We start from the raw sequence: 16,141 nt of genomic DNA, 5'->3' as shown, positions 1-16,141 counted from the left end.
ACCCGATGCAGGTCGGGTGACCACTCTCCGGCGCGAGATCGGGTCCGGGCTATATGGTGGAGCCCATTGTCTGTCCGTCCCTGAATCGATGACCTGGAGATCCGCCCGTGCGTGAAGTGCTGCTGCTGTGCTGGCGCGACACCGGGCATCCGCAAGGCGGCGGCAGCGAGCGATATCTCGAGCAGGTCGGCGCCCAGCTGGCGGCGCGCGGGGTGAAGGTGCACCTGCGGACCGCCGGGTATCGGGGGGCCGCGCGGCGCGAGCGGATCGACGGGATCGAGATCAGTCGCGGCGGCGGCCGGTTCACCGTATATCCGCGGGCCCTGGCGGCCATGGCTTTGGGGCGGATCGGGATCGGGCCGCTGCGCGGAGTGCGGCCGGATGCCGTCATCGACACCCAGAACGGCATTCCCTTCTTCGCGCGGATGGCGACGGCGGCGCCGACCGTGGTGCTGGTGCATCACGGGCATCGGGAACAGTGGCCGGTGGCAGGCAGACTGGTCGGCCGGATCGGCTGGTGGATCGAATCCCGGTTGTCACCGCGCCTGCATCGCCGCAACCAATACCTGACCGTCTCCTTGCCGTCCGCCGAGGAACTCACCGGGCTCGGCGTGACCGGAACCCGAATCGCGGTGGTGCGCAACGGCGCCGAACCCGTGCCCGCGCACCTGGCCGCCGGCGACGACACCACCCGCACCCCGCATCCGAGCATCGTGGTCCTGTCCCGGCTGGTGCCGCACAAGCAGATCGAGGACGCGATGGCCGCCGTCGCCGGACTCCGCGCCCGCATTCCCGGCCTGCACCTCGATGTCATCGGCGACGGCTGGTGGGCCGATAACCTGCGTACTCACGCTCATGGCCTGGGCATTGCCGATGCCGTCACCTTCCACGGCCATGTCGGCGAGGACCGCAAACACGAACTGCTGGCCCGCGCCTGGGTGCACGTCCTGCCCTCACGGAAAGAAGGGTGGGGGCTGGCGGTCATCGAGGCGGCACAGCACGGCGTGCCCACCATCGGCTACCGGAGTTCGCGCGGGCTCACCGATTCCATCGTGGACGGCGTCACCGGAATCCTCGTCGACGATGTCACGCAGTTGACGGCGGCGGCCGGTGATCTGCTCGGCAATCACGAGGCCCGAACCGTGCTCGGTGAGAAGGCGCGGGCGCGGGCGCGGGAATTCTCCTGGGAGCAAACGGGTAACGGCGTATATGAGGTGCTGTCGGCGGTGGCGCGCGGGGAACGGGTATCCGGGCTGGTCGCCCTAGCGCCCGCGGTGCAGGGCTGACTTCAGCCGCGAATCCTGTTTGTAATGAGGGAATTTCGGTTCATCGCCGATGAATTTCTACTACCGTGCGTAGTCTCGAATTCATGTGGATCATTCTGGTGATCGCGATTGTGAGCGTGTTCGTGATCGGGATCGGATTCGCCGTCGGCTTCCCCAAAGACTGACTATCGTTCCGGCACACAGTAATCCCGCCCAGAGCAGATGTGCGGCCCCCGCCGCGCGGCGAGCGCCCGATGATGCCGCATGCTCGGTAATAGGGCCGGGCACGCGATACAACTGCAGATGAGCATCCGAGTAGATCGAATCCAGCTGTTCCAGCGTTGTTTTCGAGTCGCCCACGGGTCCCGGAGTATCCCGCTCGACCAGCACCCAGCCCACGCCGAGCCGTCCGAGCTCACCCGCGGAACCCCCGTGCAGCAGTAACTGTTCCACCCGCGTGGCCCGGACACCCTCACCCGCGACCACGGCGCCGTGCACCGGCAATTCCCCGGTCTGCAGCACATCATCGGGCAGCATGCGCGGTGCGGGATCCAGTACCGGCGCGCTTCCCGAATACCGGAACTTGCGGAACATCCCACCCGGCAGTACGGCCACGTCCCCCGGCGCATCCACCGCCGTCGCCACCCGCCCCCAGCTGGCCGGATAGTGCACAGGCCGCAACGCCCCGCCCACACCCCACGCCAGATCCGGCAACGAGATCACTGTCAGCACAATGAAAAGCGCCGCCACACCGCCGGTCCGGGCCACCCGATCCCGGGCCACATCGTCCCGGTCCCGGATCGACGCGAACCACCCGGCCAGGACGCGGCACCCGGCCGCCGCGCACAACACATAGGCGGGCATCGCCAACGCCACATACTTCTGCGTGTCCCGGAGCAGTCCCGCCCCTGGTGCCTTCGAGACCAGGAATTCGCCCGCCGACAATCCCCATCCGGTCGCGCCGAGTGCGGGCAGCAGCACCGCGATCACGGCCAGTCCCAGGAGAATCCGACGTGTCCGAGTAGCCGCGGTGTAGTCCGAGGGCAGGCGAGAGCTGACAGCGCGAATCCCCGTAGCCACCAGCGCGAGCAACAGGACCGTGCCGAAGAGGGCGAACGGCGTTGTGCGGGAGTCGGGTACCGCCGTGCCGTTCCAGATTCCGCCCAGTCCGGCCAGACTGCCCAGCGTCCCGAGCCAGGGTTCGGCGCGCGCCGCGAAGGCGGCGACGCCCGCCGGATCGGAGGGCTCCGCACCCGCGCCCGACAGTACGGTGGCCGCCAGCCAAGGCGCCGAGGTCGCGATCCACAGCACCGCGGTACCCAGCACGGTCCGCCGCGAAGCCAGCAGCAGCGCCACACATCCGGCGAGCAGTGAACCGGTCGGCGTCAGCCCTGCCGCGGCCAGCCACCCCGCCAGCATCCCCCAGTCCGTCCAGGACCGCGGCCCGACCCGTAAACGATTCGACCCCACCGCAATCCAAGGCAGCGCCGCATAACCGGTGATCAAACTCCAATGCCCCTGCAGGAGCCGTTCCGCCACATACGGATTCCAGATCCCGACGGTCGCCGCCACCAGTTGCGGCCCCAGCGAAACCCCCAGCATCTCCCGCACGAGGACGGCCGCCCCCCACCCCGCCAGCCAGATCGCCCCCACCAGAATCGCTTTCACGATCACTCCGCCATCGACAACCGGCGACAACATCGCAATCAACGCATCCTGCGGCACCGCCCGCGGCGCCGCATCCCCCAGCCCGAGCGCCGAATCGGTGAGATACGACCGCGGCGTACTCACCGCATCCCGCAACAACAGATACCCCCGCCCCAACAGCGGCCCGACGACGATCAACGCCAGCACCAGGCTGTACGCGGCCGGCACTACCCGGGCCCAGCCGCGGCCGGCAGCCCCGCCCGTCGGGGCCGACTTCGCGCCAGGCTCGGGCTGAGGGGACACCGGGGCGTCCGGTGGGCGGGGTTCCGCGTTCACACGGGCACCCTATGTTCCGCTCGCGTCGAAATCGGGGATGCTCGAGGCGCTTTCGCGGGCGGAGCGGGCGGTGCGCAGGGCGATGGCGGTGATCACCGAGGTGGTGACGGCGACGGTGATTGTCGCGATGGTGATGAGGGAAGTGACGGAGTGGGCGCAGGTCAGCATGATGGCTACGCCTGTTGCGAGGCCGAGCCAGGTGATGGCGGCCGGGGCGGTGCGGTCCGTTGCGATGGCGGAGAGGAGTGCGCCTTGCAGGACGGCCAATAGGGCGCCGTCGAGGGCGAAGAGCCAGAGCAGGTTTTCGATAGGGGCGTAGTCGCGGCCTGCGAACAGGGAGGCGAGGGGCGCGGCGAGGGCGGCGCCCGCTACCGCTACCGCGCCGACACCCACCAAGACGGCAAGGGCCGAACGCACTGCGCGCGCCGAGTGCTGTGGTTGGGCCATCCGGGGATAGAGCACTACGCCGACGGCTTGGGGTAGCCAGAAGGCGATCTTGGCGGCTATGGCTCCGAGCGCGTATCGGCCGGCGTCGTTCTCGCCCAGCACGATTCGGGACACGATCAGATCCGCGGACGATAAGGCCATCAGTGCGGCCTGCACCTGCGCGGCCCGGAAAACCGGTAGCACGCTCGCGGCATACGCGCGGACACGGCCGATGGTCTCGTCCGATTGCGACTCGCCCCGCCGCGCCTCCGAAGTCTCCGTCACCTGAGTTGCGGTGTGCGCCAGGCCCGCGAGATCGGCGGCTTCCTCAGCCACCGCAGGATCGAGATATGTGTCCGGCGTCGAAGAGTCCTGGTAGCCGGTCGAATCCGAGGCTCGGGCACTGCCCGGCGCTCCGGCGGGATCCCCGGGTCGGGTGCTTGCTGTCGCCGCGGAATCGGCGGTGTGGCGGGCCGCGACCGCGGCTGCGGTGATGCCGAACGCGGCGGCCCAGAGCGCAGCGGCCGTACCGCCGCCGAGTGCGAGTGCGATCACCGCGGGGGTGACGCGGGCGATGCCCGCGCCGCCGAGGACCTTGGCCAGCTCGCGGAAGTGGCTGCGGCCCTGCAGGATTCCCTGTTCGCCGGAGAGCAGGACCAGCGCGGGCGCGGCCACCAGCGCTCCGGCGGCCGCGAGATATCCGACTTTCAGTACCGTCGCGACGACCGGTACCAGGAAGATTGCGGCCAGTGCGACCAGCGCGGCGCAGCGGGTGGCCAGGCGGCGGGCGGCGGATAGGGGTGCGCCGCGGACTATCTCGCGGGCGACCACGTTCTGCAGGGCGAGCGCGGGTACGGCGCACAGCAGCTGGACGGCCAGCAGGCTGGCGAAGGGGCTGTAGCCGCTGACGCCGAGCCATCGGCCGGCGAGCAATTGCAGCAGGTATCCGGCGATGTTCGCAGTCATCGCGCCCGCTGTCACCAGCGTGAGGTCCGCGACTACGGGCAGACGGCGGACAACGGACACGCCTGCCATCCTCCCATTCACCGGCCGGGCCGCCTCGGCAGGGCGACCGCGGGCCGGGCCGGTCGGCGCATCAGAGGGCCGGAACGGGCGCGGCCCCGCACCGGTCGGGTGCGGGGCCGCGGGAGAACCATTGCGGATCAGGGGTTCTTGCCCATATCGATCTGCTGGGTCCGGCCGATGTCGAACTGCTGGGTGGGTGCGTCGTTGCCGGGCGGCTGGGGCGCCGGGCCTGCGGGCTTGGCGCGGCGGGCCGGGGTCTGGCCGTTGCCGTTCCGGCCGAGCAGGCCGAGGACGAGACCGGCGATCAGCACGATCGCGCCGGCGATGCCCAGCGAGATCGGCAGCACGCGGCCGTACAGGGACAGCTTGTCCATATTGTCCTTGGCCACGTTGATCTGCGACTCGATGGTGTTCTCGTCGAAGACCAGGGTCGACTTGAGGGCCGTCACCTCGGGCTTGTCGCCGCTGCGGGCGTAGTAGAGGTGAATCTGCTCCTGGCCCTTGATGACCGTGCCGGTCTGCGGCTCGACCCACAGGTCGCGCACATTGGTGTAGAAGCGATCCATGGTGACCGTGCCGTCGCCGTCCACGCCCCACTTCTCGGCGGGCAGGCTCAGCTTGTTGGTCGGCGAGTTCGCGACGGTGGAGAGATCGACGGCGGGGATGGTCTGCTGGAAGTGGTAGACCTTCAGGTTGTTGATCTCGGACTCGTCGACGTAGTTGATGTCGAAGGTCTTGCGCGCGTTGAGATCGAAGTACGGGTAGGTCTTCTTGTCCGTGCCGATCGGGAAGCGGTACTGCAGGCCGGTGTGCTGCACCGGATCCAGCACGCCTTCGCCCTTGCTGTTGACCGTGACGGCGATGGCGCCGTTCGGGCCGCCGTCGACGGCGTCGACCGGCATACCGGTCTTGCGGTCGATGGTGACGCGGTCGACGGTGGCGGTGAGCAGGCCGGTGTCGCCCTGCTTGTCGATACGACGGAGGGTCTGACCGGCCTGGATGGTCATTTCCGAGGCGTTCGAGGGGTCTTCGACGGTGAGGAAGCGCTGCGAGACGAGCGGAACGTTCTCATCGACCTTGGCCGCGCCGGTGGGTGCTGTCAGGGACTTGGCGTCCAGCACTTCGCTCGGGGTATTGGGCGGGTTGGTCGCGACGGTCGTGATCTCCAGGTCCAGCGGGGTCTTCGCGAGCCGGCTCACCGTATAGGTGGGGATCATGATCGCGGCGACGAGCAGCATCGCACCGAGCCCTACGAGCAGGCAGGCCACCGTCCTTCTGGTACCGGCACTGAGTGCCATGCAGGTTCTCCTCGTCGTCGAACACGTGTTTCGGCAAGCGCTGTGGTCGCCGCACAGCGCTCGTGAGCCCCGACACTAACAGTCCGAAGCCGTCCTGGGTCTCGCCGAGGCAGGAAAACATCGCGAAATACGGCCGAGTCAAACATGGGATGAGCACCCGGCTGAACGGCAGGGCAGACTGAACGCCTATGACCGCGACCGTGCACTCTGCTCCCGAACCGGCCCGACCGGTCCGGCCGAGTGCCACGAGCGACGGCCCGGACCCCGGTCCGCCCGGCACCATCACCGAGACCACGCTCGATGCGAGCAAGATCCGGCGGACCGATGTCTTCGTGCCCGCGCTCGAGGGCATGCGCGCGCTGGCCGCACTCGGAGTCATGTTGACGCACGTGGCCTTCCAGACCGGCGCGACCGGACATCCGCTGCTCGGACGGGTGTGGGAGCGGTTCGATATGGCCGTCGCCGTGTTCTTCGCACTGTCCGGATTCCTGCTGTGGCGGCCGCACGCCGCCGCCGCGCGCGGGCTGGGGACGTCACCGCGGGCCGGACGGTACCTGCTGCATCGCGCGGCCCGTATCCTGCCCGCCTACTGGATCGTCGTGTGCACGGTCCTCATTCTGCTGCCGAATGCCGCGCACACCGCGGGGTTCCGGGTCTGGGTCGCGAATCTCGGTCTGCTGCAGGTGTTCGTGCCCTTCACCCTCACCGACGGGCTCACGCAGATGTGGAGCCTGTCGGTGGAAGTGGCCTTCTATCTTGTGCTTCCGCTGCTGGCGTTCGCGCTGATGTGGATGCGCGGGCGGCGGGCGCGGTGGCGGGTGCCGGTCCTGCTCGGGCTGGGCGGGTTGTGCCTGGGCTGGAATTTCCTGCCCGTCCCCACCCCGGTCGGGATTCACGCCGACAACTGGCTGCCCGGATATCTGCCCTGGTTCGCGGTGGGCATGCTGCTGGCCGAGCTCGCCGATACCGAGGCGCCCCGTTGGCGGCGGATCGCGGGCAACCGCCGGATCATGTGGCCGCTGGCGCTGGCGGCCTTCCTGCTGGCCACCACCGAACTGGCCGGGCCGCGGGGGCTCACGCACGGTCAGCCCTGGCAGTACGCGGCGAAGATGGCGCTCGGCGCCGTCATCGGGTTCGGATTGCTGGCGCCGCTGGTACTGCGGCCGGAGCGCCGGCACCGCTGGCTGGAGAGCCGGGTGGCGGCGATGCTCGGCCGCTGGTCGTACGGAATCTTCATCTGGCACTTGGCCGTACTGTCGATCGTGTTCCCGGTGTTCGGCATCATCCCGTTCCGGGGGCATTTCGTGCTGGTCTATCTGCTGACGGTCGCCTTCACCCTGCCCTTGGCCGCGGCCAGCTTCGCACTGGTCGAGGAGCCGATCCGGGTGTGGACGCGCCGCCGCTTCGGCTGATCACCGCTCGGCTGATTCAGCTGTGCGAGAGGGTTGTTCGCGCTGGTCGGGCAGTGCTTGCCCGCGCTGGTCGGGTAGCGCCGCCAAGCCGACGGCGACCACCGCGACAAGCGCCGGGAACTGCACCCACAGTGATCCACCCAGGTAGCCATCCGGCGACCGCCACGGCCCGGTGGAGAGTGCCGCGGCCGAAATCGCCGTTCCCGCAAAGGCAATCCAGACCAGTACCCGCGGCCACGTGGGCGGCCGGTACCAGTAGGCCACGACACCGAGTGCGGCGAGCACGATTCCAGTCGGCCCGGCGATCAAGCCCGCGGCAGCGGTCAATCCGATCGCGGCGACAGTGCGGCTCCGCCAGGCGCGCGGGGCCGGACCGTCCTCGCGCACCGGTGCGCGCGCCGCACGGACGGCGAACACCAGCAGCGGAATCAACAGCAGCAGACCGCCGAAGATGGAGACGCGATACCAGCGATCGACCGGGAACGACACCGTGATCGGCCCCTGCGTCCCGGGCGGCAACAGCCACGCCTGCTGCCAACCGTTGATAACGACCGGCTCGAGCGCCTGCCCACCAGCAGTTTTCGCTTCCCAGCCGACATTCGTACTCAATGGCAACACCAGCAGTCGTGTGCCCGCAGGCGCACCGATGGCAGGCTCGGTCTTGTTCGCCTGCGCCGGATCGGTGGCCGCCGGTTGCGCGCCGCCGGGCACGCCGGGATCTTCCTGCCCTGCGGAGCCCCCTTGCGCCGCCGGATCCGACTGTCCTGTAGCCGGTTGGCCTGGTGACGGCTGATCAGCCGGCTGTTGCTTGTGCTCTCGCAGGTCTGCCGTTCGATCGGCCGCGGGCTGCCCGGCTGCCGGGGTGCGGTCGAGACGCAGGTCGTCGACGGTGAAGAGGTCGCCGGGGGCGACGGTGACGTCGATCTTGCCGGTGGGGAGGTCGAAGGTGGTGATACCGGGTGGGGTGGTGGCGTCGCCGGTGTCGCAGACCCGGGCGGGAAGTGGTGCGCCGGAGATCAATTGGGCGGCGGTGGCGGTGATGGTGGTGTGCAGGGTGCGACCGGCGGCGGCAATGGTGGGGCCGTGCGCGCAGTCGACGGTGAGGAGGCGGTCGGCGGGGGCCGGGGCCGGATAGTCGGGGCCGAGCACGTTCACGTCGGCGAGGCCGGGCGGCTGTTCCTGCGCGAAACCCAGTGCGGTCTGGTCGAGTACCGAATCCCAGGTCTGGATGCTGAGCTCGATGCGGTCGGTGACGCGCGGGTGCAGGTCGATGCGGGTGGGGGCGCCGGACTTCGGGTCGACGTCCCGGACCTGCGGTCCATCCCCGAGGTTCACTGCGACGGAGGTCGGGTGGGCGGGCAGATCGCCCTGTGCGGGCGTCACTTCCAGCCCGGTGACCAGCGTGGGCGCGGGTAGTTCGATGGTGAGTGTGGGTTTCGCGCCGGTCGGATTCCGCACGGTGGTCTCGGGCGCGATCCACGCGGTGCGCGGGTCGCCGTCGGTGGCGGCGAAGGCGGAGCCGCGCGGGTCGGCGACATCGGCCCGACCGCGCGCCACGGGCCGGTCCGGGTCGGTGAGCAGGGCTTCCAGCGCCGGTCCGGGGCGAGTGTGCACGGTGAGCCCGGGGGTGACGCCGAGCGGTTGCGGCACGTCGAGGGTGCGTTCGAACAGTCCGGGTTCCTCCGCCGCCAAGGCCAGTCCCTTGCTGCACCGCACCCGATCGGGGGCGTCGAAACAGGCGCTGCGCCCGGGGAATTCCTGTCCGAGGTCCCAGCCCCGCACCTGCGCCCCGGCGGGTGCGAGCGGCAGCACCGTGCGGTGCCGGATATCGATGGTGACCGGGTTGTCCCGGTTGGCGTAGTCGTCGACGGACAGTTCGCTGATACCGAATTGCCCACCGCCGCTGCCGTCTTCGGTATGCGCCGCCGTGACCTTGATCCAGCTGGTGTTGCCCGGCGGCAGCGAAATCGCCACGGGCTCACCGGGCGCGGTGATCCGCGCCGAAACGGTGCCCTTGGCGGTGGCGACCTCCACCCACTTCACCGGGCTGCCGATGGCGGCGGCGCTGGTCGTCAGCCGCAGTACGGCACTGCTCACCGGTTGCTGCAGGTCGAGCCGAAGCCATTGCCCCACCGCATGTTCCGCGCCATTGCTGATCCACGCGGTGGAGGGATCCCCGTCCACCGCCGCGGCGCTGGAACTACCGGGCGCCGCGCCACCCAGCTGGGTGGCATCCCCCGCCGCACTGGAGACGGTGACGGTGGCTCCGGACCATTCACCCTCCACCGATTTCGCGCCGGGCACCGGATAGTCGGGGACCAGATTGTGGGTGCGGCGCGGGTCGCCGGGTGCGCGCAGCGCCGAATTGTGGTTGTCGACGCGCCCGAAGTCGGCTTCCCGATCCATGGGAGTGTCGGTGATGGTGACCGTATTCACCGGCAGCCCGGCCTGTTTCGCGTCCGAGTCCAGCAGGATCGGCCCGGGCGGCGTCGATGGATCGCGGCGCAGCCGCTCCACCACTTCCGGGCCACCCTGCACCACGGGCACACCGTCCAGTGGCGCCGTGAACGCGCCGGGGAACGATCCGGGAGCCCCTGTGCCGCTGCGAATATCGGCGGGCAGACCGACCCCGCCACTATCGGCGAGCGCGGCGGCACCGGCGGCCGAGCCGTCCGTGTGTGCGCCGGCGGCCGAGCCGTCGGTGTGTGCGCCGGCGGCCGAGCCGTCGGTGTGTGCGCCGGCGGCCGAGCCGTCGGTGTGTGCGCCGGTTTCGACCCGGTAGATCTCGACGGCGGGATAGGCGGGCCGCAGATCCTCGTCGGCGACGAGTCCCTGCACCTGCCCCGTTTCGATCGGGTCCCCGAATTGGGCGACCTTCCGTATTCCCGGCGATCCTTCGATGGCTTCGTGCGCCAGCAGGGGCCGGGTGGAGCGGGAGGTCTCCGGGTCGAGATCGTTGCGCAACACCAGGATTCCGATGCCCTGCCCGGCGAGGGTGGGCGCGAGGCTGGCCGAGGGTCTGCCGTCGGCGATGAGCCGCTGCACCGAATCCATGGCGCGAATGGCGCCGGGCGGCACGAGCGGCACCGAATCCCGCACCGCCCACGGTGTGCTCGCGAGCGCCTGCAATGGTTCGTCGCGGGTGAGGCCCCAGGTCTGGGTGCCGAAGGGCGCGCCCGGCACCACCAGTGCGCGGGTATCGGCGGCATTGTGCGCCAGCCAATCCGCCGTCTGATGCCAATATCCGGGCACCTCGTCATACGCGCCGCGGGGTGCGAGCTTGCCGGTCCACGCGAGCGAGGTGGACAGGGCCAGCGCGGTCAGGATGAGCCCGGCCACCGCCACCATCCGATTGCGTTCCGGATGCGCGAAGGCGCTGCGCCACACCCGCATCGGCACCGAGGCGGGTAGCGGTACCCGGCTCAGCAGTTGCGCCAGTCCCAATACCAGCGGCAACCGGATGAGCGGTTCCAGTTTGTGCACATTGCGCAGCGGCGCACCTCCCGAATCCAGGAAGGTGCGCACCGATTCCGCGAACGGCCCGCCGAGGTCGCCCGCATAGCCCGCGCAGATGCCGACCAGCCCGACGCACAGGATCAGCGTCAGCCGGCCCCGGGCGGGCATGGAACGCATGGCGAGTCCGGCCATGCCGGCCGCCGCCAGCATGCCGGTGGCCAGCACCGCGGCCGGTTGCGTGACCAGCACCGCGCCCGCGATCCGCTCCGGTGAGACGAACGGCGTCCAGCTGTCGGTGCCGCGCAACACTTCCCCGAGCGACGCCCACTGCGTGGTCACCCCCGACGACTCGATGAAGTCCAGGAACGGCGGACTCACCTTGCCCAGCAACAACAGCGGCAGCACCCACCAGCAGGTCCCCAGCGCCAGCAAGGGAATCCACGCCCGCGTGAACCGCCACCAGGCCCGATTCGGTCTGAAGGAGATCCACCACAGCGCCGCGGGCAGGAACGCGGCGGCCGTGGCCACCGCATTGACGGAACCCATGAGAGCGAGCGCCAGCGCGCTTCCGGCGGGGGTGGCGGCTCCGAGCCATACTCGTCGCGAGCCGGATGTGGTTGCCCTGGTGCGATTTCCGCCACCGAATCCATGGCGTGGCCACATCGCCGAAAGCCCGCGAAGCCCAGCCCGTGCCGGTGGTACGGCTGCCGCGGACGTGAGATCCGCATCGGCGGTGGCCACTTCGGATGCGGCGTCGGCGCCGCGCCTGTGCATCACTACGCCGAGTGCGGCCGGTGCGAGCAGTACCCACGGGGCGAGCATCATCGGCGCGGTCTCGGAGGAGATCGAGCCGAGCGTGGTGAGCACGCGCGGCGAGAGCGCGAAGGCGAGGGCCGCGATGATGCGGGAGCCGCGGCTGCCGATGCCGAGGATTTCGCAGAGGCGGATGATGCCCCAGAAGCCGGCCAGTAGCAGCAGCGCCCACCAGATGCGCTGGGTGACCCAGCCGGGCAGTCCGAGGACGTGCCCGAGGGAGAAGAACGCGCCGTGTGGGAAGAAGTAGCCGTAGGCCTGGTTCTGCACCTGACCCATGGGCGCCTGACTGCTCCACAGATGGGAGGCGCGGGCCAGGAAACCGAGCGGATTCTGCGCCAGATCGTATTTGGTGTCGGCGACGGTGAAACCGGGCGCCTGCAGGAAGGTCAGCAGGAAGGCGGCGATGACGGTGCCGAGCAGCCAGCGGCGACCCAGTGGCGCGGTGTCGGGCGACCGGTCCTCGGACGGTCCGGCCGCGGGGAACGAGGAGGTCAGCCGGTCAGCGCTGGCCGTACTCAACGTTGTTCAGCAGCGAGGAGCCCTGCTGGTTGCTGCGGTCGATGTCGGGCCGCTTGTCCTGCGAGCCCGCCATCGTGATGACCAGCACCGCCGCCAGCCCGACCAGGGCGCCACCGACAGCACTCGCTGCACCAGGAACGGCAAACTTCATCGCGGGACTCCCATACATCGATGCATGCGTAACTTCGAGCCAACCTAGCAGGTTGATTCCCCGGTGGCCGACAGGGACGACGAACTCTCAGCCGTTATTCGGGGACGCTGCAGGACAGGCCGCCTAGGAAGGTGCGGAGTTTGGCGGTGGTTTCGTCGAGTTCGGCGAGGGGGTCGGAGGCGGCGACGATGCCGCCGCCGCCGAAGGCGCGGAGGGCGCGGCCGTTGGCGGAGAGTTCGGCGCAGCGGATGGCTACCACCCATTCGCCGTCGCCGCGGTCGTCGCACCAGCCGACGGCACCGCCGTAGAAGCCGCGATCCTCTTCGGTGCCGACGATGGTGTCCAGGGCGAGATGGGTGGGGGTGCCGCAGACGGCGGGGGTGGGGTGCAGCAGTAGGGCCAGGTCGAGGGCGGTAGTGCGGTGGTCGCGCAGGCGGCCGCGGATGGGGGTGGCCAGATGCCAGACCTCGGGGGTCTGCAGCAGTTCGGGCCCGTCCGGGATCTCGAGTTCGATGCAGACGGGTGCGAGCTGCTCGCGGATCCAGTCGATGACGAAGGCGTGCTCGTCCTGATTCTTGGTGCTGGCCAGCAGTTCTCGCGCCTGCGCGGCGTCCGCGTCCGGATCGGGGAGTCGCCGGACGGTGCCGGCCAGGGGGTGCAGGGTGATGGTGTGCCCGTGCCGTGCGACCAGCACCTCAGGGGTCGCGCCGAGCAGCGTGTCACCGGGCCGCCCCGCCGCGCCGAGGTCGACGGCGAACACATTGGCGCGCGGATGCCTGGTCACCAGGTGCGCGGCCACTACTTCGGGATCGAGCGGGGTCTCGGCCTCGGCGAGCAGCGAGCGGGCCGCCACCACTTTGCGCAGCGGGGATCGCGGATCCGCGAGTTGTTCCACCAGCTTCGCGACGCGTGCGACATGTTCTGCGGCACTGGGTAGTTCGGAGATCACCTGCACCGCAGGCAGTTCCGGCAGGGCGGCGGGCCGCCAGGGCCCGGCGGTGTGGACGGCCTGCTCGGGGATGACCAGGGCGGCGGGCCGGCGCGGGTCGAACGGCAGCGCGCCGACGATCAGTTCGGCCTTGCAATCGTGCAACGCCTGCGCGGCGGTGTGCGCGTCGTCGAACGCGGCGCGGGCGCCGGTCGCGCGGACTACACCGTCGGGCGTGGCGAGCAGGAATCCGTCCATGATGTCTCGAACATAGTCCTCGCGCGCGAGGGCGGAACGGGGGAGCGACGCATCTCTCAGCGTGCTCCGGCGGGGCCGCCGGTCAATGTTTCTCCGCGGGTTCGCGTCCCGGCGGCACCATGAGTACCGGCCGGTGACAGTGCTTGAGGACGGCGTCGGCGACGCTCGAATGCATGAGGGCGCGGATGCCGGTGGCGCCGCGGGTACCGGCCACGATGATGTCCACATCCAGGTCGTCGGCCACCTCGACGATGGCGTTCCAGATGGTGGTGGTGCATTCGGCCGTCCGCGCCTCGGCATTGAGACCGGCCAGTTTGGCGAGGCGTACGCCCTCGGCATTGATATTGCGCGCGTCCACGAGCGCGATGTCCTCGATCTCGTCGTCCGGCTGCCACTCCGGCTGCATCACCCCGGACAGTCCCGACAATCGGGCTGCCTGCCGCACCATGGGTTCCCAGGCGGTGAGCACCACGGCTCTGTTCGCGGCCAGGAACCGACCCGCGTATTCGACGGCCCGCCGCGCATTCTCGGACCCGTCGTAGGCAATGAGCATCAAATCGCACGGCATGACGAACCTCCTGGTAGGTACGCATGACTCTGCTGTGAGACTACCCCCGATCCGGATTGCGAAGCGGACCCGGACAACCCCGCCGCGTCGCAGGTTCTCCACAGTTTGCACACGATTCACCCAAACCAGTGGTGGGATACGCGAGCCGGGTTTTCACTGAATTCGTCGGCTGTCGCCGACTATCGACATCGCCGTCGTTGGAGCTGGGCCCGGACGAGGGGTGGACTGTGCGGTTGGACGAGCTGACGACGCCGCAGGAGTGGGCGCAGGTCTACCGCTCCCTGTTCGGCCTGCCGTACGTGCACGTGACCACACCCGGGTTCGTGGTACTGCCGCTGATCGACACCATCGCCGCCTTGAACACCCCGGAACCGTTGGGCGCCTTGATACTCGACGAACTGATCGTGCGCGGCGTGCCCGGTCCGGTGCTGGTGCGCGACAAGCCACCGCGGCGCACCTTCCTGGTCGTCTTCGACGGTTATCCCCCTGCCGAATGCATAGAACGCTTGGAGCGCAACAGCGTGGACATCGGACCCCATCGCAGCAATGTCATCCTGCCCACCGGTTTCGGCCGCCGCACCCATGAGGGGCGCTGGTGGGCCCGCGAACCCCGGCGCGACCAATCGCTACCCCTGCTGTCGGAGGTGGTGGACGCCACGCAGGCCGTGCTGTGACCTCCATGGAAGCGGTGTTCTTCGGGCATCACGAGGCGGACCCGCGCGCCCTGCTCTACTACGAATGGTGCCAGCGCGACGAATCCGGTTACGCGGTAGACGATTTCACCGAGGAAGTGCACGAACTCACGCACACCGACCAGCCGCTGGCGGGCGCCTGCCGGCGCCTGCTGGACAAGGTGGAATCAGCGCCACGCGTACCGGACTGGCCGTACCTCGAATGGGTGGACACCCGGGAGCCCGGCTGGGTGGACGCGAATACCGCTGCCGTCCAAGCGGAATCGCATCCACCGTTGCCGGTCGCCGAGTTCTCCGCCGCGGAGTTGCTGGACCGCGTGTACGGCGGCTGGCTGGGCCGCTGCGCGGGCTGCACGCTCGGCAAACCCCTGGAGAACGGCTTCGTGTGGACGCCGCGGCGGATCCGCGAATACCTGGAATCCGTCCACGCCTACCCATTACGCGATTACGTGCCGATCCTCGACACCCTGCCGCCCGAGCTCGAATCCCGCCGATCCTGGCGGCGATCCACCCTCGGCCGCATCGACGGCAGCCCGCGCGACGACGATATCGACTACACGATCCTCGGCCTGCACCTGCTCGAACAGCGGGGCCGCGACTTCACCGCCGAGGAGGTGGCGGCGCTGTGGCTGGAGCGGCTGCCGTTCCTGCAGACGTACACGGCGGAGCGTGTGGCCTACCGCAATCTCATCGACGGCTTCCTGCCCCCGGACACCGCCACCTTCCGGAATCCCTACCGGGAGTGGATAGGTGGCCTCATCCGCGCCGACATCCACGGCTACATCAATCCGGGCGATCCCTTCCGCGCCGCGGCGTCGGCGGCCCGGGATGCGTCGATCTCGCACGTGGGCAATGGATTATGGGCCGCCATGTGGTCGGCGGCGCTGGTGTCCACGGCCTTCACCGCGACCACGCCGCAGGAGATCCTGACGGTGGCGCACACCGTGATTCCGGCTCGGTCCCGCCTGGCGGTGGCGGTCGCCGAGGTGGTGGAGGATCACCGCGGCGCCCTGTCGTGGGAGGACGCCGTCGCCGCGATCCACGCCCGGCACGCGCACTACAACTGGGTGCACGCCATCGGTAACGCCTGCCTGATCGCCGCCGGATTGCTGTGGGGTGAAGGCGATTTCACCACCACCCTCGGCCTCACCACCCAGGGCGGCTGGGACACCGACTCCAATACCGCCACCGCCGGTTCCGTCGCCGGCATCCTCACCGGCGCCTCCGGCATCCCGGCCCACTGGACCGGCCCCTTCCACGACACCCTGCACAGCTCGGTCACCGGCTACGACGGCAGCCGCATCTCCGACCTCGCCCAGCGCACGATCCGGTTGATCGAATAG

Annotated in this window: 11 protein-coding genes; 4 read left to right on the top strand and 7 right to left on the bottom strand. The window is 69.6% G+C overall.

Features of this window, described 5'->3' with window-relative positions; genetic code table 11:
• The first annotated feature begins 107 nt into the window (after positions 1 to 107).
• Positions 108 to 1,286: a glycosyltransferase family 4 protein gene (locus ACIP5Y_RS45895; protein WP_400360118.1), complete on the top strand. Its 1,179-nt coding sequence runs from the start codon at positions 108 to 110 to the stop codon at positions 1,284 to 1,286.
• Positions 1,287 to 1,376: 90 nt separating this feature from the next.
• Here the strand turns inward: ACIP5Y_RS45895 and ACIP5Y_RS45890 are convergent, their stop codons facing one another.
• From ACIP5Y_RS45890 to ACIP5Y_RS45880, 3 genes are all read right to left on the bottom strand, one after another.
• Positions 1,377 to 3,140: a hypothetical protein gene (locus tag ACIP5Y_RS45890; RefSeq protein WP_400360291.1), complete on the bottom strand. Its 1,764-nt coding sequence runs from the start codon at positions 3,138 to 3,140 to the stop codon at positions 1,377 to 1,379.
• A gap of 117 nt (positions 3,141 to 3,257) precedes the next feature.
• Complete coding sequence (locus ACIP5Y_RS45885; RefSeq protein WP_400360117.1) at positions 3,258 to 4,709, bottom strand: polysaccharide biosynthesis protein; 1,452 nt, start codon at positions 4,707 to 4,709, stop codon at positions 3,258 to 3,260.
• 128 nt (positions 4,710 to 4,837) lie between these two features.
• Positions 4,838 to 5,998, bottom strand: coding sequence for a DUF3068 domain-containing protein (locus ACIP5Y_RS45880; RefSeq protein WP_400360116.1), 1,161 nt, complete (start codon positions 5,996 to 5,998; stop codon positions 4,838 to 4,840).
• Positions 5,999 to 6,186: 188 nt separating this feature from the next.
• Between ACIP5Y_RS45880 and ACIP5Y_RS45875 the strand changes: the two genes are divergently transcribed.
• Positions 6,187 to 7,410 carry an acyltransferase family protein gene (locus ACIP5Y_RS45875; protein WP_400360115.1) on the top strand — a complete coding sequence of 408 codons (1,224 nt, stop codon included), beginning with the start codon at positions 6,187 to 6,189 and terminating at the stop codon, positions 7,408 to 7,410.
• Here the strand turns inward: ACIP5Y_RS45875 and ACIP5Y_RS45870 are convergent, their stop codons facing one another.
• The 4 genes from ACIP5Y_RS45870 to ACIP5Y_RS45855 form a co-directional block, all read right to left on the bottom strand.
• On the bottom strand, positions 7,411 to 12,177 hold the full coding sequence (locus ACIP5Y_RS45870; protein ID WP_400360290.1) for an alpha-(1->3)-arabinofuranosyltransferase family protein: 4,767 nt from the start codon (positions 12,175 to 12,177) through the stop codon (positions 7,411 to 7,413).
• 4 nt (positions 12,178 to 12,181) lie between these two features.
• Positions 12,182 to 12,352, bottom strand: coding sequence for a DUF2613 domain-containing protein (locus tag ACIP5Y_RS45865; RefSeq protein WP_400360114.1), 171 nt, complete (start codon positions 12,350 to 12,352; stop codon positions 12,182 to 12,184).
• Positions 12,353 to 12,446: 94 nt separating this feature from the next.
• Positions 12,447 to 13,538, bottom strand: a complete 1,092-nt coding sequence (locus ACIP5Y_RS45860; RefSeq protein ID WP_400360113.1) for an isochorismate synthase MenF — start codon at positions 13,536 to 13,538, stop codon at positions 12,447 to 12,449.
• Between the two features lie 82 nt (positions 13,539 to 13,620).
• Complete coding sequence (locus ACIP5Y_RS45855; protein WP_400360112.1) at positions 13,621 to 14,106, bottom strand: universal stress protein; 486 nt, start codon at positions 14,104 to 14,106, stop codon at positions 13,621 to 13,623.
• 227 nt (positions 14,107 to 14,333) lie between these two features.
• On the opposite strand from ACIP5Y_RS45855, the gene ACIP5Y_RS45850 reads away from it, so the two are divergent.
• Positions 14,334 to 14,780: a hypothetical protein gene (locus tag ACIP5Y_RS45850; protein WP_400360111.1), complete on the top strand. Its 447-nt coding sequence runs from the start codon at positions 14,334 to 14,336 to the stop codon at positions 14,778 to 14,780.
• Positions 14,781 to 14,785: 5 nt separating this feature from the next.
• Entirely contained in the window at positions 14,786 to 16,141 is a 1,356-nt protein-coding gene (locus ACIP5Y_RS45845; RefSeq protein ID WP_400360289.1) for an ADP-ribosylglycohydrolase family protein, read from the top strand.

The sequence above is a fragment of the Nocardia sp. NPDC088792 genome (assembly GCF_044750615.1).
In the GTDB taxonomy this organism is placed as follows: Bacteria; Actinomycetota; Actinomycetes; order Mycobacteriales; family Mycobacteriaceae; genus Nocardia.
This window is presented reverse-complemented; position numbering and strand designations above follow the sequence as displayed.

Excerpts from the sequence above, each read along its gene's own strand:
- ACIP5Y_RS45865 (WP_400360114.1), bottom strand. The coding sequence starts at position 12,352 with ATGAAGTTTGCCGTTCCTGGTGCAGCGAGTGCTGTCGGTGGCGCCCTG.
- ACIP5Y_RS45885 (WP_400360117.1), bottom strand. The coding sequence starts at position 4,709 with ATGGCAGGCGTGTCCGTTGTCCGCCGTCTGCCCGTAGTCGCGGACCTC.
- ACIP5Y_RS45845 (WP_400360289.1), top strand. The coding sequence starts at position 14,786 with ATGGAAGCGGTGTTCTTCGGGCATCACGAGGCGGACCCGCGCGCCCTG.
- ACIP5Y_RS45860 (WP_400360113.1), bottom strand. The coding sequence starts at position 13,538 with ATGGACGGATTCCTGCTCGCCACGCCCGACGGTGTAGTCCGCGCGACC.
- ACIP5Y_RS45880 (WP_400360116.1), bottom strand. The coding sequence starts at position 5,998 with ATGGCACTCAGTGCCGGTACCAGAAGGACGGTGGCCTGCCTGCTCGTA.
- ACIP5Y_RS45855 (WP_400360112.1), bottom strand. The coding sequence starts at position 14,106 with ATGCCGTGCGATTTGATGCTCATTGCCTACGACGGGTCCGAGAATGCG.
- ACIP5Y_RS45875 (WP_400360115.1), top strand. The coding sequence starts at position 6,187 with ATGACCGCGACCGTGCACTCTGCTCCCGAACCGGCCCGACCGGTCCGG.